We start from the raw sequence: 22,539 nt of genomic DNA on the forward strand, positions 1-22,539 counted from the left end.
GATGTCGTCCGCGGGCCGCCTGCGGGCGCGCTGCCAAGCCCGTCGCCCACCGGCAAGACGCTGCCAGGAGCAGCCCACGAGCCCGGCCCTGCGTGGTTGACGTCGCTTCCCGGCCGCGGGTACCTTGCACCGCCCTCAGATGACCCGCAAACCGAATCGGCGTCGCTGCACGCTCGGCATCAGCGTCGCCGCCTGTGCCCTGGCACTCATCCTCGGACCCGGCATCGCTGCGGCACAGCCTGGCCTCGGTGGTCCGGGCGGTGGTCTCGGCGGTGGCGGTGGCCCCGGCGCGCTCGGCCCGGGCGGCGGCGGTCCGGGTCAACGCAAAGAGAAGAAGGAAGGCCCCGGCGAGGCCGCGCCCAAGGACAAGGAAGCCCTGCGTCCGATCGAACCCGTGCCGGCGCAGCCGCAACGCTTCCGCCGCATCCAGCTGTTCGACGTCGCCGGCTACATGCGCGTGCGCGCCGACTACTTCCATCGTCCGTACCTCGGACTCGCCGAGTTCGGCGAGGACCCGCAGCGCCCCTCGAAGTTCTTCCATCCGCCGGCCGAGTCGCAGGAGGTCGCCGACGACGGCTCCACCTCGCCCAACCAGGCCAGCTGCTTCAACCGCCTGACGGCCGGCGGCGTCTCCGATCTGCGCGCCAGCACCCGCTGCCGGCGGCGAGCCGGCTTCTCGTCGGCGAACATGCGGCTGCGGCTCGAGCCCACGCTGCACATCACCGACACCGTGCAGGTGCACACCCAGATCGACGTGCTCGACAACGTCGTGCTGGGCAGCACGCCCGACTCGTACGGCTTCGACGATCCGTTCGCGCCGATCGATCTCTACACCCGCACGCAGGTACCGCCCTCGGCAGGGGTCAACTCGTTCCAGGACAGCATCGTTGCCAAGCGCGCCTGGGGTCACATCCGCTTCGGCTGGGGCCTCGACCTGCGCTTCGGGCGGATGCCGTGGCACTGGGGCATGGGCATGGTCGCCAACCACGGCAACGGCTACCTGCGCAACGACCAGTCCGACATCATCCGGCAGATCGACCAGGACTACGGCGACTCGGTCGACTCGCTGCGCGCGGCCTTCGACTTCGGCAAGGACCGCCGCCGCAGCCACACCGTCGCGTTGTCGTGGGACTTCGCGTCGAGCGGCGCGACCACGGCGCAGCTGCTCGGACCCAAGTGGGCCTCGGGTGGCACCGTCGGCCAGGAGTTCTCGGCCGAGCGCTTCGACAACGTCAACCAGTGGAGCGCCTCGCTCGAGCGTCGCGACGATCCCGACATGCTCAAGCGCAAGATCTCGCTGGGCACGCCGGTCGTGAACTACGGCGTGATCGGCTGGCTGCGACGCCAGGATCTCGCGCGCGAGATCGGTACCCCCGGCCTCGGTGACGGCCTCGGCACCAACGGCGCCTACTACGACGACACCGCCTTCCCCAACGACCTCGAGCCCGGCGGCGCGACGCTCGGCAACGGCGACCTCGATCAGGTCGGGCGCACCGGCTGGACCAACTACGCCAGCACGCTGGTCCATCGCCGCGCGCTGCTGTTCACGCCCGACCTGTGGCTGCGGGTGAACTGGCGGACCCTGCGGGTCGAGCTCGAGGCCTCGGGCACGATCGGCAAGTTCTACATGCGCGACCTCGCGACCGCGCCCGAGAGTGCCGACGACTTCCGCACGCTCGCGCGCAATGACCTGCGCAAGCAGTTCGTCGCGACCTTCGGCTACGCGCTCGAGTTCAAGTACGGGTTCTTCCGCGACCGCTTCCACATCGGCTTCGATCACGGCTTCGCGACCGGCGATCGCTCGCCGTCGATCGACTACAACCCGCAGAACCCGCTGCTGCTGGGCAACAACGGCACGGTCGGCAACTTCCGCTTCAACCCCGCGTACAACATCGACTTGCTGCTCTTCCGCGAGGTGCTCGGCACCGTCTCGAACGCGGCCTACTTCAAGCCGTGGGCGGCGTTCTACTTCTTCAACCACTTCTCGGCGCGGGTCGACGCCGAGTACGCGATGGCGATGCGACGCCAGGCCACGCTGGGCAACCGCTTCAGCTACGGCGTCGAGGTCGACGCAGCGATCCGCTACCACGACGCGCGCGAACCGATCTTCGTGCAGTTCCAGTACGGCGTGTTGTTCCCGCTCGGCGCGTTCAACCGCATCGGCCCCAGCGGAGCCGAGGACGCACGCGCCATGCAGACCTTGCAGGCGCAGGTCGGGATCAAGTTCTAGGCCGCTGGCGATCCCCGCCCCGCACCTGCTACCGTCGTCGGCATGACGCGGCCAGCCCCCGCGCCCCCGACCGCCGTCGTCGGCGTCGCAAGGACGCTGCCACGGGCGCGGACGAGCGCGTGGACGCTGCTGCTGGCGGGGGCGATCGGCTGCGCGCCCCCCAGCGCTGCGCCGCCCCCGGTGCCCCCGACCGCGCCCGACGGACCCGCCGTCGTCGTCCCGCCAACGCCCGTGCCGGAGCTTCCGTCGCCGCCGCCGGAGCCCGTCGAGCCGGCCGCCGCACCGCCGTGGACCGACGCCGACCTGCCGCGCATCCGCGCGCTGCAGCCGAAGATCCGCGCCGCCGCGCAGCGGCACGGCGTCGACCCGCACGTGATGAACGCCATCATCTGGCACGAGAGCCACTTCAACGCCAGCGCCCGCGGCCCCGGCGGCGCCGCGGGTCTCATGCAGCTGATGCCGACCACGTCGAAGTCGCTGGCCAAGCGGCTGCATCGCGCCAACCGCCCCTTCGATCCCGATTTCAACCTCGACGCCGGCGCGTACCTGTTGTCGCGGCTGCTCACGATCTTCGACGGCGACCTCGACCTCGCGCTGGCCGGCTACGCGCTGGGGCACGTCGCGGTGCGACGCCGACTCGAGGCGGGCGAGCCGCTGCCCGATCGCACGCAACGCTTCATCGCCAAGGTCCACGCGTGGTCGGCCGCGTTCGCCCAGCTGGACGAGCTCGCGCTGGCCGCTCGCCGGTCGGCGCCCCGCGGGACCTGACCGCGGGACCTGACCGCGCGGGTCAGCTGTCGGCCGGCCGCGGTGGTTGCTACTGTGACCGGACCGCGATGGCGAAGTCGACGACGCGATGGATCTGCAGCGACTGTGGTGCGGGCGCCAGCGGGTGGTTCGGCAAGTGCCCTGCGTGCGGCGCGTGGAACACCATCGAGCAACGCGACGAGACCCCGGTCGATCGCGTGGTGCTCTCGACCGGCGCGACCGCACCGGTGCGCGCCGACCAGGCCCCGCCCGAGGTCGCGCGTCTGCGCTGCGGACTGGCCGAGGTCGATCGCGTGTTCGGTGGCGGCCTCGTGCGGGGCAGCGTGGGTCTGCTGGGCGGCGCGCCGGGCATCGGCAAGTCGACCTTGCTGCTGCAGGTCTCCGCCGGGCTCGCGCGCAGCACCGGCACCGTGCTGTACGCCAGCGGCGAGGAGTCCACGCCGCAGATCGCCGGTCGTGCCCAGCGCCTGGGCGCCGCAGTACCGCAGCTGCTGCTGGTTGCGGAGACCCGCGTCGAGGCGATCCTCGAGGCCGCGCGCGAGCTCGCGATCGCCGGTGAGCTCGCCGCGTTGGTGGTCGACTCGATCCAGACCGTCTACAGCGATGCCGCCGAGGGCTTGCCCGGCAACGTGTCGCAGATCCGGGCCTGCGCCGCACAGCTGGTGAGCTTTGCCAAGCTGCACGACATCCCGGTGGTGGTGGTCGGCCACGTCACCAAGGACGGGCAGCTCGCGGGCCCGCGGGTACTCGAGCACCTGGTCGACGTCGTGTTGTCGTTCGAGGGCGACGACGAGCGCGCGCTGCGGTTGCTGCGGGCGAGCAAGAACCGCTTCGGATCGACCGCCGAACTCGGCGTGTTCGAGATGACCGGCGGCGGTCTGCGGGAGATCGGCAACCCGTCGGAGGCCTTCCTCGCCGAGCGACCGAGCCGGGTCGCGGGCTCGTGCATCACCGCGACCCTCGAGGGCTCGCGACCGCTGTTGCTCGAGGTGCAGGCGCTGCTGGCCCCCGCCCACGGCGGCGCGCGGCGCAACTGCGTCGGCGTCGATCCGGCCCGCGTCGCGATGTTGCTGGCGGTGCTCGAGCGCCATGCCGGGCTGCCCGTGCTCGACCAGGACGTGTTCGTCAACGTCGCCGGTGGCATGCGCATCGTCGAGCCCGCGGCCGACCTCGCGATCGCGCTCGCGGTCGCCTCGAGTCACCTGCGGCGTCCGATCGACGCGGGCCTGGTCGCGCTCGGCGAGATCGGCCTGACCGGGGAGATCCGCCAGGCCCAGCGCCTCGAACCCCGACTGGCCGAGGCGCGGCGTCTCGGCTTCGAGCGCGCCGTCATTCCGCCGCTGCCCGCGAAGTTCGAGGGCAAGCGGACGGTGCTGAAGCTATCGCAGGTGCGCTCGATCGCCGACGCGGTCGCGGCGGCCATCGACGGCTGAGCCGCGGTCCGCGAGGGCCTGCGGTCCGTGGCGGACCGCATCGATCACGACGGGTGCGCCACGGCGTTCACCACGGCTGCTAGTTGCGGGCGCGGGCGCGGCCGTTGGGCTTCTCGTCGTCGGCACCGGCCTTGGGCTTGTCGCCGGTGCGTAGGCCCTCGGCCGGGATGCGCACGACATCGGGCTTCTCGACCTTGCCCTCGGCCTTCGCCTCGGCCTTCGCTTCGGCCTTGGCGGCCTCGGCCTTGGCGTCGCCGGCGGCCTGGGCCTGCTGCAGCCGCAGGGTCATGCCGTGCTTGGTCAACAGCTCGGTCTCGATGCGCGCGGCGACCTCGGGGTGCTCGACCAGGAACTGCTTGGCGTTGTCGCGACCTTGGCCGATGCGCTCGCCCTTGTACGAAAGCCACGCGCCAGACTTCTCGATCACGTTGGCCTCGACGCCCATGTCGATGAGCATGCCGGGGCGGCTCACGCCCTCGCCGTAGGTGATGTCGAACTCGACCTCGCGAAACGGTGGCGCGAGCTTGTTCTTGACCACCTTCACGCGGGTGCGGTTGCCGACCACCTGCTCGGCCGACTTGATGGCGCCGATGCGGCGGATGTCGAAGCGGATCGACGCGTAGAACTTGAGCGCGTTGCCGCCGGTGGTGGTCTCGGGGTTACCGAACATCACGCCGATCTTCATGCGCAGCTGGTTGATGAAGATGACGATGGTGCGGCTGCGGGAGATCGAGCCCGTCAGCTTGCGCAGCGCCTGGCTCATGAGTCGCGCCTGCAGACCGACGTGCGAGTCGCCCATCTCGCCCTCGAGCTCGGCCTTGGGCGTGAGCGCGGCGACCGAGTCGATCACGACGATGTCGACCGCGCCCGAGCGCACCAGCATGTCGCAGATCTCCAGCGCCTGCTCGCCGTAGTCCGGCTGCGAGACCAACAGGTCGTCGGTGCGCACGCCGATCTTGCGGGCATAACCGACGTCGAGCGCGTGCTCGGCGTCGATGAACGCACACACGCCGCCGGTGCGCTGGGCCTCGGCGACGGCGTGCAGCGCGAGGGTCGTCTTGCCCGAGGACTCTGGCCCGTAGATCTCGACGATGCGGCCGCGCGGCAGGCCGCCGATGCCGGTCGCGATGTCGAGCGCGAGGCAGCCGGTCGGGACCACCGAGACGTCGCCGAGCGGCAGCTTGCCATCGGCCGACAGCCGCATGATCGAGCCCTTGCCGAACTGCTTCTCGATGGTCGCGAGGGCGAGGCCGATGGCGGCATCACGATGCTTGGCGGGGCTGACGGGTTGCTTCGGATCGGATGCAGACATGGACGACTCGGCTTTCTTGGGCAGTTCGGGTTGCAGGCGGGGGAACTTCAGGTCGCCGGCGATGGCGTGGGTCCGTGCAGCGAGGCCACGCCACGCTCGCAGAGGCGGTCCCACAGCAGCTTGTGCGCCCACGAGGCGGCGCCGCGCTGCAGCGTGCCACGATCGCCGCGCAGCTGCAGTTGGAGGTGGCGGGTGCCGCGATCGTCGGCGACCGCGATGTGCACGGTTCCCACCGGCTTTTCGGCGGTGCCGCCATCGGGGCCGGCGATGCCGGTGATCGCGACGGCGAGATCGCTCCCGAGCGATCGCCGCGCGCCCTCGGCCATCGCCCGCGCGACCGGCTCCGAGACCGCGCCGTGGGCCTCGAGCACCGCGGCCTCGACCCCGAGCAGGCCTCGCTTCACGCGGTTGTCGTAGGCCACGACGCCGCCGTCGAGACAGGCCGACGCGCCGGGGATCGCCGCGATGCCGGCGGCAGCCAGCCCACCGGTGCAGGACTCCGCGAACGCGATCCGCAGCGCGGCATCGCGGGCGGCCGCGACGATGCGGGTCGCGAGATCGGCCTCGCCGACGCCGTGAATCGCCGGGCGCAGCGCCTCGATCATCTCGCCGTCGAGACTCGCGAGGTCGTCGATGCTCGCGCCGTGGCCCTGCGCATCGGGCGTGCCCTCGAGGATGACGAGCACCTCGGGCATCGCGGCCCGGTAGTGCACGAAGACCCCGCGCAGGGCCTCGCTGCGCGCCCGTGCGGCGGCGACGATGGGCTCGACGCGCTCGGCGATCGCGGACTCGCCGAGCCCGATCGCGCGATACATGCGACGCGCGATCGGCCGCAGCGACAGGCGCGCGCGCACGCGCGGCTCGACCTCCTCGCGCTGCATGCGATGCAGCTCGCGCGGGACCCCGGGCATCACGAACACCATGCAGCGCCCGATCTCGATGCAGAAGCCCTCGGCGCTGCCGATGGGGTTGTCGAGCCACTGCGCGCGCTCGGGTCGATCGGCCTGCTTGAGGTTCGCGACCGGCATCTCCCGCGCGAAGCGGCGGAACTTCTCGCGCAGCCGCGCCACCGCGGCCTCGTCGCGCACCACCGGGCAGCCGGCCGCGTCCGCGATCGCGGCGGTGGTCAGGTCGTCGGTGGTCGGGCCGAGCCCGCCGCTGGTCCACAGCACGTCGGCGCGCGCGACAGCACCGCGGACCGCGGTGACGATCTCTTCGTGACGATCCCGGACGACCTCGACGCGGGTGAGCAGCAGGCCCAGCTCGCGCGCGCGCGCACCGAGGAAGGTCGCGTTGGTGTTGACCGTGTCCCCCGAGAGGAGCTCGTCACCGATGCTGAGGACCTCGACGCGCGGGGCAGGAGCATTCATGGCGGGTTGGGGTGTACGATGCCGACGGCGTGCCGGGGCGAGGAGTGCCCAGGACGCGCCAACGCAAGCGGCTGAGGGCTGGTTTGCCCGTATACTGCGCAGATGTCAAGTGACCCCCAGAATTCGGGTCGCGGCCCCCAAGGGGTCACCAGGAAGCGGGCTTCACGGGGGTCTTCGCCAGGGCACCTGCGTGGTCGTCGGGGTCGCCGGCAGGGTTAGCGACCCTTCGGACACGATCGTCGCGATCGTCCAAGCGCGCGCTTGGAGCCATCGGTCGCACTCGGCTACGATGCCACCACGGTGCGCATCCGATACGCGGCCAAGACCGACGTCGGCATGAAGAGGACTCACAACGAGGACTACTTCGCGTTGATCGAGGACGAGCAGCTGTTCATGGTGGCTGACGGCATGGGTGGTCACGCATCGGGCGAGGTCGCGAGCAAGCTGGCGGCCGAGGTGATCGGCGAGTTCTATCGCCACAGCAAGGATCAGGACGCGACCTGGCCGTACCGCTACGACTCGAGTCTGTCGTACGCGGAGAACCGCATGGTCGCGTCGATCCGCCTGGCCAACCAGCGCATCCACGAGAGCGCCGGCAAGAACCCGCACCTGCGCGGCATGGGCACCACGCTGGTGGCGTTCATCGTGAAGGGCGATCAGGCCTTCGTGGCCCACGTCGGCGACTCGCGCTGCTACCGGCTGCGCAACGGCTCGATCCACCAGCTCACGCGCGATCACTCGCTGCTCGAGGACTATAAGGAAGCGCGCCCCGACATGACGGAGGAGGAAGCCCGCAACTTCCCCCACAAGAACGTCATCACGCGCGCGCTCGGCATGCGCGACAACGTCGTCGTCGACATCTCGCGGGTCGACCTGCAGGACGGCGACCGCTTCGTGCTCTGCTCCGATGGCCTCTCCGGCATGCTGACCGACGCGGAGATCCATCACATCACCCGGCGCCACGAAGACCTCGAGAAGGCCGTGTCGGAGCTCATCGATCGCGCCAACGCGGCCGGCGGCACCGACAACATCACGGCCATGGTCGTCGAGTGCTGCTTCTAGTACCTCGACACAGCGATTGTGACGGGCCATAACACCGCCCTGACCGCGCCTCGCTGCGTTGCCGCACCTTGAAATACGCCCGGTATTCCGGCGGCACGGCGCCTTGCGGAGTCGCGGCCATGACGGCGTTCTGACCCATCACAATCCCTGTGTCGAGGTACTAGACCGGCCGCGGGACGCCCGCCCGGTGTGATCGAGAATTCGCGGGCGAGTCGTGACATCGACCTGCTAGCGTGCGCCGGTGTCCGCTGGCCGCTCCGATCGCCGAGCGACGTCGCGCTACCCCGTGGAGCTCGACGTCGACTACCGCATCGAGGGCACCTACTTGTTCGCGTCGATCGCCGACATCTCGAGCTGCGGCATCTTCGTGCGCACCGAGACGCCGCTGGCCCAGGGCACGCTGCTGCAGCTGTGCTTCGAGGCCCCGCCGACGCTCGCCAACGGCGACGGTCGCTTCGAGCTCGCCGGTGAGGTGGTGTGGATCACCGCCGACACCGATCGTCCGGGCATGGGCGTGCGCTTCCTGGAGGTGTCGGCCGCGGATCAGCGGCGCCTGCTGGAGCTGGTGCGCGCCATCGCCTACGTCGACGACAGCGACGCGAACTGACGTCCGACCGTCGCCCGCAGGCAGCCAGGCCTGCCGCACCCGGCCAGAGCGGGCGTCGTCGCCTGCGTCGGTCATACTCGGGAACGGCGGCGACGCGCGTGCGCTCGTCGTCCCCGATCGCCATGCCGATGCGACGCTCCGCCATCGTCCTCGCCCTGCTCCTGCCCGCCTGCCGGGTGCCGAGCGCCCCCGATCCGACCGACGCCACGCCCGTGGCGTCGAGCGCCGCGGTCGCGCCGGTGGTCGCGCCGAGCAGCGCCGAGGTCGATCGTCGCCTCGAGCTGCGCGTGCTCGGCCGCACCATCGGCACCATGGCGCTCGACGTCGAGCCAACCGACGACGGCGGCTCGCGCTGGACCACGCGCACGGAGCTCACGCTCGCGCTCGATGACGCCGGCGAGACGCCCAAGCGCATCGAGACCGACGCCACCGTGGTCTACGACGCGAAGCTGGCGATGCGCTCGGGCCTCGAGATCACCCACGAGGCCGGCGTGCAGGAGCGCAAGACCGTGACGATCGAGGGCGACACGCTCACCCTGCGGGTGCAGGGCCCAGCCCACGACCAGACCCATCGCTTCCCCATCCCCGAGGACAACCGCAGCGACGCGGCGGTGTTCGAGCAGCTGCGGCGCGAGGTCGAGGGCGGCGCGGCGATGCCACGGACGCTGTCGTTCTCGTCGTTCGACGACGACGAGCTGCGCTTCAGCCACGACCGCATGACCCTGCTCGCGCGCGTCATGGTGCGCGACGGCGACCGCGACGTGCCCGGCTGGAAGATCGAGCGCCGCGACGAGCACGGCGAGCGCACGGTCGCGGTGCTCGACGCCGCCGGGCTGCCGCTGTCGCTCGAGATCGGCGTGTTCACGGCCGCGCTGCCGGGCACGCCGGCGGGCGAGGCCGGCGCACGGCTGAGCTCCATGCTCGCGATCGAGGGCGTGGTACCGCGGCAGGCCGCGACGCTGCAGATCTCGCTCGACGTCCCAGGCGACGACGACACCGAGCCGCTGTTGCGCAGCGGTCCGTACCAGGACGTCACGCGCGACGGCAACCACTACACCCTCACGCTGCACGCACGGGCGGGCCACGGCGTCGCATCGCCCAAGCTACCGATGACGACCGTGCCCGACGACGTGCGCCGCTTCCTGTCGCCGACCCCGACCAGCCAGTCGGACGAACCAGCGATCGTCGCGCGCGCGCAGACCCTCGCGCGCGGCCACGAAGACGCCCGCGCAGCCGCCCACGCGATCGTGCGGTGGGTGTTCGAAACCCTGGGCAAGAAGGATGGCGCCCGCGGGGCCGCGACCGCGACCGAGGTGCTCGCCGACGGCTTCGGCGATTGCACCGAGCACGCCGCGTTGTCGGTCGCACTGCTGCGCGCGGCGGGCATCCCCGCGCGCAACGTCAGCGGTGTGGTGCTGGTGCCGGGCCTGTTCAGCTCCGACGCCGGCTACCACGCGTGGGTCGAGGCCTGGCTCGGCGAGTGGGTGGTGCTCGACCCGGCGCTCGGCAACACCGACGTCTCGGCCCACTACATCCTGCTCGGCTACGACGAGCCCGGGCTCGAGCAGGGCGGCGCTGCGTTGTCGCGCATGCTCGGCCGCACGACGATCCGCGTGCTGCCACGCTGACGCGCGCTCGGACCCGGCCACCCGTGATCTTCGCCACCAACCGGGCGCGGCCGTGGTGGCACGAGGACCATCGATGGTCCCCGCACGCCGCCCCGCCCTGCTGCCCGCGCTCGCGCTCGCGCTCGCCGCCTGCGATCCCCACCAGGCCCCCGACGCGGCCGGCGACGGCGGCAGCGGTGGGAGCGACCCAGCCGCGGATGCCGACGCAGGCGGCACGGACCCGAGCGGGGGCGGGCCGACGGGCGACGACGGCGACAGCGGGGATGGACCGAGTGTCGAAGTCGGCGACCCGAGCCTCAACCGCTTCGTGCTGACCTCGGCCGACGAGACCATCGTGCGCATCGAGGCCGACGGCAGCGGTCACACCGAGCTGTTCGCGTTCAACGAATACGACGACGTCAGCAGCCTCTCGTGGGTCGACGGCACGATCTACGCCGGTGGCGGCGACAACTCCGTCAACGCGATCGACGGCACCACCGGCGCGTTCCTCTGGGACCTCCCGATGGGCCGCTACGAGAGCACCTCGCTGGCCGAGCCCGTGATGCTCGTCGACGGCGAGTTGGCGTACGCGCTCGGTCTGCCCGGTGTGCTCACCTCGTTTCGGCTCGCCGATCGCCACATCGATTGGGAGTACCCGCTCGATCCGAGCGGCGAGACCGAGGGCTACTACAGCTCGTGGGGGACCCCACTGGTCACTGCGGATCTGATCTTCGTGGGGACCGGCTCGAGCCTGGACACCAACTACCTGCACGCGATCGATCGCGTCACGGGGTCTCGACGCTGGCGCCTGCAGCTGGCGCACCCCGACGACGACGTGCCCATGGGCGTGACCGGCGGCCTGCGCCGCATCGGAGACACGTTGCTGGTGCCCGCGGGCGACCTGCTCGCGCTCGACGCCACGACCGGCTCGCTGCGATGGTCGTACGCGACCGAGCGACTCAGCCGCGGCGCCGGCACGCCGGTGGTGGTCGACGACCGCATCTACGTGCAGAACGCCCACGACGTCGCCGACGGGCGGCTCGACTGCCTCGCGCTCGCCACCGGCGAGCTGCTGTGGTCGATCGCGGCCGGCAACGACTACGCCGGCGTCTACACGCCCAGCGTGGTGGACGGCCGCGTCTACGGCGTCGACGAGCGCGGGGGCAGTGAGTGGAGCTTCGGCAACGGCCGTCCTTTCGCGGCCGACGCCCTCAGCGGCGCGTTGCTGTGGGCCAACGACCGCGTGAGCGTCGAGAGCTCGCCGGTGCTCGCCAACGGGCGCTTGTTCTTCCACGGTCAGGACTTCGACGGCAGCGGCGACATCGATCTCGACGTCGGCACCTTCGCGCTCGATGCCGCCGACGGCAGCCTGGTGTGGCTCGACAACGTCACCCGCTACGCAAGCGCGACCACGCCGCTGGTGGTCGCCGACAACGGCGTGTTCCGGGCCGGCGCGGCGGTGCCGTGAAGGTGGTCGCAGCGCACGCCTGCACGTCCGCTGCCCGGCGGCCTCGAGCGGTGCTATCACCGGCCGGACGTGATGCACCGACGACGTTTCGTGGCCATCGGTGCGGCGGCGGCCCTGCAGGGCTGTCGGCGCACGCCAGGCGTGGCAGAGCCGGCGAGCCCGCGCCGCGCCGCGCTCATCGTCCACGGCGGCACCATTCACACCGGCGATCCGCAGGGCGTGGTCGAGGCGATCGCGATCGCCGACGGGCGCATCGTCGATCGCGGGGACGGCCGCACGGTGCGGGCCAGCTGGCAGGGTCCCGGCACGACGTTGCTCGATCTCGAAGGCGGCAGCGCGTGCGCAGGGCTGTGCGATGCCCATGCGCACCTGGTCGGGCTCGGCCGCGCGCTCGCGACGGTCGACCTGCGCGGCGCGGGCTCGATCGACGAGGTGGTCGCACGGCTGCGCGCCGGCGCGCCCGCGAGTGGTTGGGTGCACGGTCGCGGCTGGGATCAGAACCTGTGGCCCGGGCAGGCGATGCCGACCCATCACGCGCTGACCGCCGCGTTCCCCGATCGCCCGGTGTGGCTGCGACGCGTCGATGGCCACGCGGGTTGGGGCAACGCAGCGCTGCTCGCCGTCGCCGGCCTCGGCCGCGACACCACGTCGCCCGCCGGCGGCGAGATCCTGCGCGACGGCGAGGGCCTGCCGACCGGCGTGCTCGTCGACGCCGCGATGGCGCTGGTGACCGTGCCCGCGACGACCGCCGACGAGCGCCGCACCCAGCTGCTCGCCGCGCAGACCCACGCGCTGCAGCGCGGCCTCACCGGCGTGCACGAGATGGGCATCGATGCCGACGACGACGCGCTCTACCGCGCGCTCGATCGCGACGAACGGCTGCAGCTGCGCGTGCACGCCTACGCCAGCGAGGGCTGGCTCGTAGGTGATCTCGGCGCCCGCGATGCGAACGCCACCGTCGGTCGCTACGCGCTGGTCGGTGTGAAGCTCTATGCCGACGGCGCGCTCGGCAGCCGCGGCGCCGCGCTGCTCGCCGACTACGACGATCGCCCGGGCCACCGCGGGCTCATGCAGCACGAGCCCGCCGAGCTCACCGCGCTGGTCGAACGCGCGGTGCGAGGCGGTTGGCAGCCCGCCACCCACGCGATCGGCGACGCGGCCAATCGCGCGACGCTCGACGCCTACGCCGCGGTCATGACGAAGGATCAGCGCCGCGCGTTGCGACCCCGCATCGAGCACGCGCAGGTGCTCGCGCCCTCCGACCTCGCGCGCTTCGCCGAGCTCGGCGTGATCGCCAGCATGCAGCCGACCCATGCCACCAGCGACATGGCCTGGGTGCCGGCGCGACTCGGCCCCGAGCGAAGCCAGCGGGCCTACGCCTGGCGCTCGCTGCTGCTGCAACACGCCACGCTGTGCTTCGGCAGCGACTTCCCGGTCGAGCGGGTCGATCCCACGCTCGGCCTGTACGCCGCGATCACGCGGCAGGACCTCGCAGGCGCGCCCAACGGCGGCTGGCTGCCCGAGCAGCGGCTGTCGCTCGACGAGGCGCTGTGGTGCTTCACCCAGGGCGCCGCGTTCGCGGTCCAGCGCGAGCACGAGCTCGGCACGCTCGCCCCGGGCATGCGCGCCGACGTGACCTGCTTCACCGGCCGACTCGACGGGGAGGATCGGCGGGCGCTCGCGACGCTGCCGGTGCGCGCGACGATCATCGACGGCCACGTGGTCTGGCAGGCGTAGGGCGCCGCGCCGCGCGTGCGGCAGCCCGCGCTGGCGCGCGTCACTTCCGGAAGCGGACGTGGAAGTGGTTCGCGTGGCCGCGCCAGTGGCGGATGATGCCGTGGCTGCGGCCGCGGCCGCGGGGGTACTGGAACAGCTCGTCGAGGGTGTCCTCGTCGACGCCCTTCTCGCTGGCGTAGTCGTACAGCAGCTTCTGGATGCGGTAGTCCATGAAGATGTACGTGACCTCGTCGCTGTCGATGAAGGCCTTGATGAGCGCCCACGTGCGCGGCACGTCGAGGTTCTTGGAGTGGGCGTGGCGGAACTTGGTCTCGTTGGCGTCGGCGCCCGACAGCACGTAGCCGATGTCGACGTCGCGGCCGAACTGATGCGACAGGTGCGGCGGGAACTTGCCACCGCCGCGCTTGCTGATGTCGCCGATGTGGATCTTGGGCCCGCCCGGGCTGCGCTTCTTGTAGCTGGCGACCGCGCCCTGGATGGTCGAGATGGTCTTGCGGGTGCCCCAGGCACCGGCCTCCCACTTCACCACGTAGTGCTTGCCGGGCGGCAGCTGCATGCCGTCGGGGAGGCGACCGGTGTCGACATCGACGCCGCCGAAGCCCCGCACGATGCGACCGTCGGCCCACACCACCAGCCGCTGGCCCTCGCGCAGCGCGTTGCGGTCCTCGAGCTTGCCTCGCTGGTAGCGCTCGAGCTCCTTGGGGCTGAGGCCGTACTTCTCGGCGATCGAGCCCAGGTTCTCGCCGTGCACGACCACGTGGCTGATGCGGTTGCGCTCGCGCGGCGGAATCTGCGGGCACACGCGGATCTTCTTGCCGACGCTCAGCATGTCGGGGTTGCTGCGCAGCGAGGCGTTCAGACGCAGCAGGTCGGCCTTGCGCACGCCGTAGCGCCCCGCGATCTGGCCCAGGTGCTCGCCGGGCACGACCTCGTGCACGTAGATCGGCGTCTCGCCGCCGCACTCCTTGGCCTTGACGATCTTCGCGCTGCCCTTGCCGTCGTCGTCGTCGCCCTCGACGCAGACGTTGATGATCTGCCCCACGTGCAGCGAGTCGGGCGCCTTGGCGACCGCGGCGTTGCGGTTCTTGATGTCACGCTCGGTGACGCCGTACTGCAGCGCGATCTGGGCCAGGGTGTCGCCGTCGTCGACCTCGTGCCGCGTGATGGTGCCGCCGTTGCCACAGCGCTTCGCGGTCGACTTGGCGGCGGGCTTGTCGAGGTCGAGCGTGTCGTCGGGCTTGCAGACGTTCAGCGACTGGCCCAGCCGCAGCTTGTCGGGCGCCTTCGCGAGCGCCGGGTTCAAGTTCATCAGCTCGCGCTGGGAGAGATCGTGCTTGGCCGCGATGCCGCTGGCGGTGTCACCACCGACGACGGTGTACTCGCAGGGATCGGCGGCTGCGGCCCGCAGTGGACCGCCCACGAGTGCCGCCGCGACGACGAGGACAGGCGCGAGCCAACGCATGGGCGCCAAGGATTTGCACAGGCGTTCGCACGGCGCAATGGGATCGGCTGGAGCAACCGTCCCGAACCGGTGCGCGCGCACCATCGGGCGCCGCCGATCGCGGCCTCACGCCGCCGCGCGCGTGAGCAACAGCAGCTCGCGCTTGAGCACGAACGCGGCCTCGACGTCGTTGAACAGCGCGATCTGCAGCGCCAGCGGCTGCGCGAGCTCGGCCAGCGCGCGGTGATCGAGCTTGCGCGGCTCGATGCCGACCCGCTCGCACGCCGCCCGCAGCGTCGCCCACGGGAACGCGGTGTAGCGCGACAGGACGTCGAGCACGGCGTCGCACAGCGGGGACACGTACGCGGCGGCGGCGGGACGATCGATCGGCATGCAGGACGCTGTGGTCCTGTCATCGTCGGAGCCGTGCGCGGACTTGAGCCGATGCGCGATCGCGTCAGTCGCCGAACATGATGCGCGAGGTGAACGCGATCGACGCCAACAACGAGTTGATCGATGGGTGGCGATCGGCCGGATCGACCGCGAGGCCACGCAACACGATGGTGCGCAGCCAGCCCGGCACCCGCGAGCGTGGTGGCGGCTCGCGTCGGTGGCCACGCGTCACGTTCTGGGCGATCTCGCGTGCGGTCTCGCCGGCGAACGGGCGCTCGCCGTAGAGCCCCTCGTAGAGCGCGACGCAGAAGGCGAACTGGTCCGTGCGTGCATCGGCGCCCGCGCCGGTGAACAGCTCCGGGGCCATGTACGCCGGCGTGCCGACGCACAGGAACGTCGTGCCGGGATCGCCGATCTCGCCGGTCACCGATCGCAGGCCGCCGATCGAGCCGTCGACCAGTGATCCCGAGGCGAACGACATCGACGAGGTCACGTCGACGCGCTCGCGCACGAGGCTCTCGGACGCGTCGCCGGGGCCGGTCGAGAACACGTCGCCGCGCGAGCGCGACAGCTCCCACGTGCCGGTGGTCGAGGCCTCGAACACGCCGGTGGTCGCGGCCTGGAACACGCCGGAGCCCGCAGCGTCGAAGGTGCTCGACGACATCACGTCGGCGACGCGACCGTCCCCGAGCGTGACCGAGGCATCGAGCACGTCGGCGGCGCGGCCGGGGTTGGTCACATCGATCTCGTGGTCGCGCGCACCCGCCACCGATGCCGCCGGGACCTCACCGAAGTGGGCGAGCCCGAAGTCGACCACGCGCGGCCGGTGATCGGGGCCGACCAGCACGTTCGCGGGCTTGAAGTCGCGGTGCAGCAGGCCCACGCCATGCGCCGCGGCGAGCCCACGCCCGGCGTGGAAGAACATGTTCAGCACCTCACGCCACGTGCGGGGCGTGCCGGCCAACCACGTCGACAACGCCGGGCCCTGGACCAGCTCCATCGCGACGTAGCCGCTGCCGTCGTGCTCACCGACGTCGAAGATGGTGACGACGTTGGGGTGGGCGAGCCGGGCGGCGGTCTGGGCCTCGCGGCGCAGCAGCTCGCTGGCGCGCTCGAGCTGGCCGGCGCGCACGCGATCGCGACGCAGGAGCTTGACCGCGACGTCGCGCTGCAGCACCGGATCCCACGCCGCGTAGACGATGCCCATGCCGCCGAAGCCGAGCACGGCGCGCACCTCGAAGCGCCCGATCGCGCTCGGCGGCTGGCCCGGGGGCCGGTCGTCCGGCGGCCGGTCGGCGGGGTCGGTGACGCTCACGGTCGACGGCATCGTAGCACCAATGTCCCGCCCGGGATCGCGACGCGAGGAGCCTGCCGCCAGGGCGCGTACACTACGGCCGGGAAAGGCGCCCGCCTCGCTTGAGCAAATCGCCCCACGCCATCGTGGTCGGCACCGCTGGTCACATCGACCACGGCAAGACCACCCTCGTTCGCGCGCTGACCGGCATCGACACCGATCGTCTGCCCGAGGAGAAGCGCCGCGGCATCACCATCGAGCTCGGCTTCGCCGCGTGGCCGATCGCGCCCGACCTGGAGGCCAGCATCGTCGACGTCCCGGGCCACGAGGGCTTCGTGCGCACGATGGTCGCCGGCGCCGGTGGCATCGATCTGGTGGTGTTGGTGGTGTCGGCCGAGGACGGCGTGATGCCGCAGACCCGCGAGCACATCAACGTGTGTCGATTGCTCGGGGTCGCCGCGGGCGTGGTCGCGCTGACGAAGATCGATCGTCTCGGCGATGACCCCGAAGCGCTCGAGCTCGCGACCGACGACGTGCGCGGAGCCCTGGCGGGCACGCCGTTCGCCGAGGCCCCGATCGTGCCGTGCAGCGCGGTGACCGGGGTCGGCATCGAGCAGCTGCGCGACACCGTGCGCCGCATCGCGGCCAAGCTGCCGCGGCGCGACAACGGCGGCGCGGTGATCCTCGGGGTCGATCGGGTGTTCACGATCAAGGGCCACGGCACCGTCGTCACCGGCACGCTGCTGTCGGGCTCGGTCGACGTGCGCGGCGACGAGTCGCTGGTGCTGGTGCCCCATGGCCCCGACCGCGAGCCCTTCGCGGTGCGTGCCCGCGCCGCGCAGGTCCGCGGTGACACCCGCGATCGGGTGCTCGCGGGTTGTCGGCTCGCGCTCAACCTCGCGGGCGTCGAGCGCACCGCGGTCGAGCGCGGCGACGTCGTCACCCGCGGGCCCGAGGTCGCGCGGCAGTCGTTCGTGCACGCCAAGCTGCTGCACCTGCCCGGTCACAGCCCGACGTGGACCCACGGCACCACGCTGCAGATCTGCGCCGGCACGGCCCACGGCGTGGGCGTGCTCGATCCGCTGTGGGTCGTGCCGAGCGCCGGTGCCACCGGCGAGGCGAGCTCCAGCGACGGCGTCGAGGTCCCGCCCGGCGCCGAGGCGATCGTGCGCATCCGGCTGGAGGCACCGCTGCCGCTCTGGCGCGGACAACGACTGGTCGTGCGCGCCTTCGCCGAGCCGCACGACGACTGGTCGGGTCGCACCGTCGGCGGCGGCGTCGTGCTCGACCCGGAGCCCTCGGAGGGCCGCGGACAACGGCCGCGGTGGATCGCGCTGGCCCGCGCGCTCGATCACGCCGACGCCGAGGTGCGGCGCAACGCGTTGCTGCACGACGCGGGACTGGCGGGCATCGACACCGACGCACTGTCGCGACGCGCCGGCGGCGATGCGCGTGCGCAGCTGCAGCGGCAGATCGCCCGCGGCGAGCTGCTCGAGCTGCAAGGTGGTCGCTTCGTGCTCGAGGCCGGCCTGCGGCCGGTGGTCGAGCGCTGCATTGCGCTGGTCGATCGCTTCCACGCCGCCAATCCCCTGCAGGCCGGCATGGCCCGCGCCGCGCTCGAGGGCGCGCTCGAGGGTCGCCTCGCCGCCGACGTGCGCGCGCTCGCAGTCGATCGCGCGATCGCCCGCGGAGGGCTGCGCGTGGTCGACGACTTCGGCACCGTCGCGCGGCCCGGCAAGGGCCTGCAGCCCGGCGGCGAGCTGCCCGGACACATGAAGTCGATCCTCGCGCGCTACCTCGAGGGCGGGCTCACGCCACCGACCCTGCGCGAGGTCGGCGACGCGGTCGCGCGACCACCCCGCGACGTGCTCGAGATGGTCACCTCGCTGCAGCGCATGGGCAAGCTCGTGCGCATCACCGCCGATCTCTCGCTCGCGCGCGAGAGCCACGACGAGCTGTGCTCGCGCGTGCGCACGCACCTGCGCGAGCACGGCACCATCGACGTGCAGGCGCTCAAGCAGCTCGCCGGGCTCTCGCGCAAGTTCGCGGTGCCGATGCTCGAGCACCTCGACGAGCTGCAGATCACGCTGCGCCAGGGCGACGCGCGGATCCCCGGCCCCAAGCTGTGAGCCCACCCCAAGCTGTGAGCCCACGCGGCTGCGCGCGCATCGACCCGGCCGGCGCTGCGCTCGCAGCCGCCGCCACGCAGGAATCGCTGCGGTGCGGGGCGACACACCTGCGGCGATTTTGCGCAGCGGCGCGCCGGCGAGCACGCGGCGTTGTGACATACTCCCGAGCATGATGTCGGCCTCGCCTGCGCGTGCCCGCAGCCTCCTTTGTGGCGTGTTCGTGCTGCTCGGCGCGTGCGATCCGAAGGCCGGTGCGGGTGACGAGGACGGTGGCTCGGGCGACGCGGGCTCGAGCACCGGCGAGCCCGTCAGCGGTTGCGCCGCAGAGGATCGCGACGACGACTATGCGCTCGGGCTCGCCCGCGACGGCAGCAAGCTGAGGGTGCGCTTCGTCGATGCGCTGCCGGCCCCGCCCTCGCGGGGCGACAACACCTGGACCCTCGCAGTCGAAGACCTCGCGACCGGCATGCCGGTCGACGACGCCCAGCTCGCGGTCGAGCCGTACATGCCCGACCACATGCACGGCACTTCGATCGCGTGTCACGTGACCGACATGGACCCGCCCGGCGAGGTGATGCTCGAGCCGGTCAACCTGTTCATGCCCGTCCTCTGGGAGGTCCGCCTGCACTTCACCCTCGCCGACGCCTCGACCGACACCGTCGTGTTCAAGTTCTGCGTCGACCCCTGACCGCGCGCCCATGGCCGACCGCATCGAGTCGCGCGCGACCCTGCCGTGGTTGGTGCGCCTGCGTTGGCTCGCGATCGCGGGTCAGCTGGCCGCGATCGTCCTCTACCACCGCGAGCTCGACATGGCCCTGCCGTGGCGCGCGGTGGTGCCCTTGCTCGGCTTCACCGCGCTGACCAACCTCGCATTGGCGCTGTGGCTGCGCCGCCACCCCGCACCGCGCGAGCCCGATCGCTTGATGGTCGCGGCGCTCACCCTCGACACCGCCACGCTGACGGTGTTGCTGGCGACCACCGGCGGTGCCGCCAACCCCTTCACGATCTTCTACATCGCGCACATCGTGCTCGCGGCGGTGGTGTTGACCACGCGCTCGACGGTGTGGATCACCGTGTTGTCGGCGCTGTGCTTCGGCGCGCTGTTCCTGCTGCCCGCCGACGAACACGCGCACCACCACCACGACGGCATGATGATGCCCGATCCGATGCTGGGGGCGCATCTGCGGGGCATGTGGATCGCGTTCGCCATCGCTGCGACGGTGATCGCGTTCTTCGTCCGCAAGATCTCGCTCACCATCGCCGAGCAGCACGAGCAGATCGCACGCCTGCGCGAGCGCGACGCCTCACGCGCGCGGCTGGCCTCACTCGCCGCGCTTGCGGCCGGCGCCGCGCACGAGCTCGGCACGCCGCTGGGCACCATCGCGGTCGCGGCACGCGAGATGGAGCTCGAGTGCACGCGACACGGTGTCGACGACGGTGCGCTCGCCGACGTGCGGCTCATCATCGAGGAGGTCCAGCGCTGTCGCTCGATCCTCGGCGGCATGTCGGCCCACGCCGGCGAGGAGGATCTGCGGCTGCGCCGGGTGCCGGCGCGCGAGCTGCTCGAGGGCGTGCGCGCGCGCTTCGACGAGCGCCATGCCGCCGCGATCCGCATCCGCGTGCCGGCCGGCGAGCCCGCGGTCGTGTGTCCGCCCGAGGCGACGGTACGCACGCTGGCATCGCTGGTGAAGAACGCCTTCGATGCCGGTGCCGACGATGCCGTCGATCTCGAGGCGCTGCCGCAGCCCGAGGCGACCTGCATCGTGGTGCGCGACCGTGGCCACGGCATGAGCGAGGCCGTGCTCGCACGGGCGGGCGAGCCCTTCTTCACCACCAAGGAGCCCGGCGCCGGCATGGGCCTGGGGCTGTTCATCGCGCGCAGTCTGGTCGAGTCGCTGGGCGGCAAGCTCGAGCTGCAGCCCCGCGAGGGCGGCGGCACCGAGGTGCGGGTGACACTTCCGCACGGCGGCGCGATCGCGGGTGCCGCCAGCTCCGACGCCCTGCGACCGCTGCTCGACGGCGACGAGCCGGCGCTGCAAGGGAGCCGAGCATGACCGACGATGCCGACGCGAACTCGGACGCTGCGTCGACGCCCATCCTCCTCGTCGACGACGACGAGCGCTTCCGTGAGCGACTGGCACGGGCGCTCAGTCAGCGCGGCGTCGAGGTGTGGACGGCGGCCGACCGCGACGAGGCGATCGCGATCGCCCAGTCGCACACCATCGAGCGCGCGATCGTAGATCTGCGGATGCCCGGTGCCCACGGCCTCAAGGTGCTGCGGGAGCTGCTCGAGCTGCACCCGGCCGCGCTGGTGGTGATGCTCACCGGCTACTTCTCGATCGCCACCACGGTCGAGGCCATCCGGCTCGGCGCCCGCGACTACCTGGTCAAGCCCTGCGATGCCGACCGCATCCTCTCGGCGTTCGACCGCGAGCCCGGTGAGGGCGTGCAGACCGACGAGCAGGCGCTGCAGCTCGAGACGCCCTCGCTGGCGCGGGTCGAGTGGGAGCACATCGAGCGGGTGCTGCGGGAGTGCGGCGGCAACGTCTCGAAGGCCGCGCGGGTGCTCGGCATCCACCGCCGCACGCTGCAGTACAAGCTCTCGAAGTTCCCGCAGGCGCGCTAGCGCACCGCAAGCTCGTGCGCCCTTGGGGGCCCCCGGCCACGCCAGGGCTGCGACGACGGCAACGCCAGGCCGCGCGACCTCGGTTGCGCATGCCGCCGGCCTCGACGTACGCTGTGAAGCTGTTGATGTCGCGCCATCGCAGCCCGCTGCTCGGTGTGCTCACGCTGCTGTCGGCGTGTGCGGGCAGCAGCATCGACGACGGCGGCTCGTTCTCCGGGGGCCTGTTCTCGGGCTCCGCCGAGACCGGTGGCTCGGCCACCGTTGGCACCGCGTCGGGCACCGCGGGCACCGCGGGCACCGGGGCGACCGAGGGCACCGAAGGCATGAGCTCCACCAGCGCGGATGCCAGCACCACCGGCTCGCCCAGCACCACCGCGAGCAGCACCGATCCCTCGGCGAGCTCCGCGGTCGACAGCTCGGGCAGCGACGGCAGCAGCGGCGATCCGGTGCAGCCCTTCTGCGGTGACGGCACGATCGATCCCGGCGAGGGCTGCGACGACGGCAACGCCGACGACACCGACGCGTGTCTGGCGACCTGCGTCGCAGCCAGCTGCGGCGACGGCTTCGTGCAAGCGAACGTGGAGGCCTGTGACGACGGCGTGAACGACGGCAGCTACGGCGGCTGCAACCCCGGCTGCGCGCAGCTCGGCCCCTTCTGCGGCGACGCCGGCGTGCAGGCGCAGGAGCAGTGCGACCCCGGCGTCGCGCTGCCGTGGGTCAACGTCGGCTGCAGCGCCGCGTGCGTCTACGATTTCTCCGGCATCACGCAGCTGTACTGCAATGGTTCGTGCTCATGGGCGGGCGCAGACAGCTGCGACCAGGCCGACGCCGACATCTACTGCCAGCTCGTGACCGGCGACTCGACCAGCACCGCGAGCTCGTTCCAGGTGGTCACCGCCCTCGATGCCCCAGGCTTCGCGTGCCCGTCGTACGGCACCAACCTCGGCACCATGCCGGGCTTCGGCGTGAACGTGAGCGTGTGGTACCAGGACAGCAGCATCCTGGCCAACCACGGCGGCGGCGAAGTGATCGCCAACGCGGTCTGCACGTAGCGCGAGGGAG

The 22,539-nt window shown here is 71.8% G+C and carries 18 protein-coding genes; 13 read left to right on the top strand and 5 right to left on the bottom strand.

Translation table 11 applies throughout. The features are described 5' to 3' along the window. The first annotated feature begins 139 nt into the window (after positions 1 to 139). From IPH07_27365 to radA, 3 genes are all read left to right on the top strand, one after another. Complete coding sequence (locus IPH07_27365) at positions 140 to 2,230, top strand: TIGR04551 family protein (GenBank protein ID MBK6921146.1); 2,091 nt, start codon at positions 140 to 142, stop codon at positions 2,228 to 2,230. Between the two features lie 231 nt (positions 2,231 to 2,461). After that, positions 2,462 to 2,998, top strand: coding sequence for a transglycosylase SLT domain-containing protein (locus IPH07_27370; GenBank protein ID MBK6921147.1), 537 nt, complete (start codon positions 2,462 to 2,464; stop codon positions 2,996 to 2,998). A gap of 68 nt (positions 2,999 to 3,066) precedes the next feature. Then, complete coding sequence (gene radA, locus IPH07_27375) at positions 3,067 to 4,431, top strand: DNA repair protein RadA (GenBank protein MBK6921148.1); 1,365 nt, start codon at positions 3,067 to 3,069, stop codon at positions 4,429 to 4,431. A gap of 79 nt (positions 4,432 to 4,510) precedes the next feature. Here radA and recA read toward each other — a convergent pair whose 3' ends face one another. Both recA and IPH07_27385 read right to left on the bottom strand, forming a co-directional pair. Further along, a complete protein-coding gene (recA, locus tag IPH07_27380; protein ID MBK6921149.1) occupies positions 4,511 to 5,743 on the bottom strand; it encodes a recombinase RecA in 1,233 nt (410 codons plus the stop codon). A 47-nt stretch (positions 5,744 to 5,790) separates the two neighbouring features. Then, positions 5,791 to 7,113 carry a CinA family nicotinamide mononucleotide deamidase-related protein gene (locus IPH07_27385; protein MBK6921150.1) on the bottom strand — a complete coding sequence of 441 codons (1,323 nt, stop codon included), beginning with the start codon at positions 7,111 to 7,113 and terminating at the stop codon, positions 5,791 to 5,793. 300 nt (positions 7,114 to 7,413) lie between these two features. Here IPH07_27385 and IPH07_27390 point away from each other — a divergent pair, with 300 nt between their 5' ends. The 5 genes from IPH07_27390 to IPH07_27410 all read left to right on the top strand — a co-directional run bounded on the left by IPH07_27390 (position 7,414) and on the right by IPH07_27410 (position 13,594). Next, complete coding sequence (locus tag IPH07_27390; GenBank protein ID MBK6921151.1) at positions 7,414 to 8,175, top strand: Stp1/IreP family PP2C-type Ser/Thr phosphatase; 762 nt, start codon at positions 7,414 to 7,416, stop codon at positions 8,173 to 8,175. 241 nt (positions 8,176 to 8,416) lie between these two features. Further along, positions 8,417 to 8,782, top strand: coding sequence for a PilZ domain-containing protein (locus IPH07_27395; protein MBK6921152.1), 366 nt, complete (start codon positions 8,417 to 8,419; stop codon positions 8,780 to 8,782). 311 nt (positions 8,783 to 9,093) lie between these two features. Continuing rightward, positions 9,094 to 10,410: a transglutaminase domain-containing protein gene (locus IPH07_27400; GenBank protein ID MBK6921153.1), complete on the top strand. Its 1,317-nt coding sequence runs from the start codon at positions 9,094 to 9,096 to the stop codon at positions 10,408 to 10,410. 73 nt (positions 10,411 to 10,483) lie between these two features. Continuing rightward, complete coding sequence (locus IPH07_27405) at positions 10,484 to 11,857, top strand: PQQ-binding-like beta-propeller repeat protein (GenBank protein MBK6921154.1); 1,374 nt, start codon at positions 10,484 to 10,486, stop codon at positions 11,855 to 11,857. Positions 11,858 to 11,929: 72 nt separating this feature from the next. Further along, the gene (locus IPH07_27410; protein MBK6921155.1) at positions 11,930 to 13,594 is read left to right on the top strand and encodes an amidohydrolase; all 1,665 of its coding nucleotides are present in this window, start codon (positions 11,930 to 11,932) and stop codon (positions 13,592 to 13,594) included. A 40-nt stretch (positions 13,595 to 13,634) separates the two neighbouring features. On the opposite strand, the gene IPH07_27415 is transcribed toward IPH07_27410, so the two are convergent. The 3 genes from IPH07_27415 to IPH07_27425 form a co-directional block, all read right to left on the bottom strand. Beyond that, on the bottom strand, positions 13,635 to 15,056 hold the full coding sequence (locus IPH07_27415; GenBank protein MBK6921156.1) for a penicillin-insensitive murein endopeptidase: 1,422 nt from the start codon (positions 15,054 to 15,056) through the stop codon (positions 13,635 to 13,637). A gap of 105 nt (positions 15,057 to 15,161) precedes the next feature. After that, the gene (locus IPH07_27420) at positions 15,162 to 15,428 is read right to left on the bottom strand and encodes a hypothetical protein (protein ID MBK6921157.1); all 267 of its coding nucleotides are present in this window, start codon (positions 15,426 to 15,428) and stop codon (positions 15,162 to 15,164) included. 64 nt (positions 15,429 to 15,492) lie between these two features. Further along, on the bottom strand, positions 15,493 to 16,743 hold the full coding sequence (locus IPH07_27425) for a serine/threonine protein kinase (protein MBK6921158.1): 1,251 nt from the start codon (positions 16,741 to 16,743) through the stop codon (positions 15,493 to 15,495). A gap of 101 nt (positions 16,744 to 16,844) precedes the next feature. Between IPH07_27425 and selB the strand changes: the two genes are divergently transcribed. The 5 genes from selB (at position 16,845) to IPH07_27450 (ending at position 22,529) form a co-directional block, all read left to right on the top strand. Further along, a complete protein-coding gene (selB, locus tag IPH07_27430) occupies positions 16,845 to 18,851 on the top strand; it encodes a selenocysteine-specific translation elongation factor (GenBank protein MBK6921159.1) in 2,007 nt (668 codons plus the stop codon). A gap of 169 nt (positions 18,852 to 19,020) precedes the next feature. After that, positions 19,021 to 19,539, top strand: coding sequence for a FixH family protein (locus IPH07_27435; GenBank protein MBK6921160.1), 519 nt, complete (start codon positions 19,021 to 19,023; stop codon positions 19,537 to 19,539). Positions 19,540 to 19,549: 10 nt separating this feature from the next. Beyond that, a complete protein-coding gene (locus IPH07_27440) occupies positions 19,550 to 20,905 on the top strand; it encodes a HAMP domain-containing histidine kinase (GenBank protein MBK6921161.1) in 1,356 nt (451 codons plus the stop codon). Then, positions 20,902 to 21,477 (top strand): response regulator, encoded by a 576-nt coding sequence (locus IPH07_27445; GenBank protein MBK6921162.1) that lies wholly within the window; start codon positions 20,902 to 20,904, stop codon positions 21,475 to 21,477. Before IPH07_27440 ends, IPH07_27445 begins: the two co-directional genes overlap by 4 nt. Before the next feature lie 89 nt (positions 21,478 to 21,566). After that, positions 21,567 to 22,529, top strand: a complete 963-nt coding sequence (locus tag IPH07_27450) for a hypothetical protein (protein MBK6921163.1) — start codon at positions 21,567 to 21,569, stop codon at positions 22,527 to 22,529. Positions 22,530 to 22,539: the final 10 nt, after the last annotated feature.

The organism is Deltaproteobacteria bacterium (assembly GCA_016709225.1).
Classification (GTDB): domain Bacteria; phylum Myxococcota_A; class Polyangia; order Nannocystales; family Nannocystaceae; genus Xiheibacterium; species Xiheibacterium phototrophicum.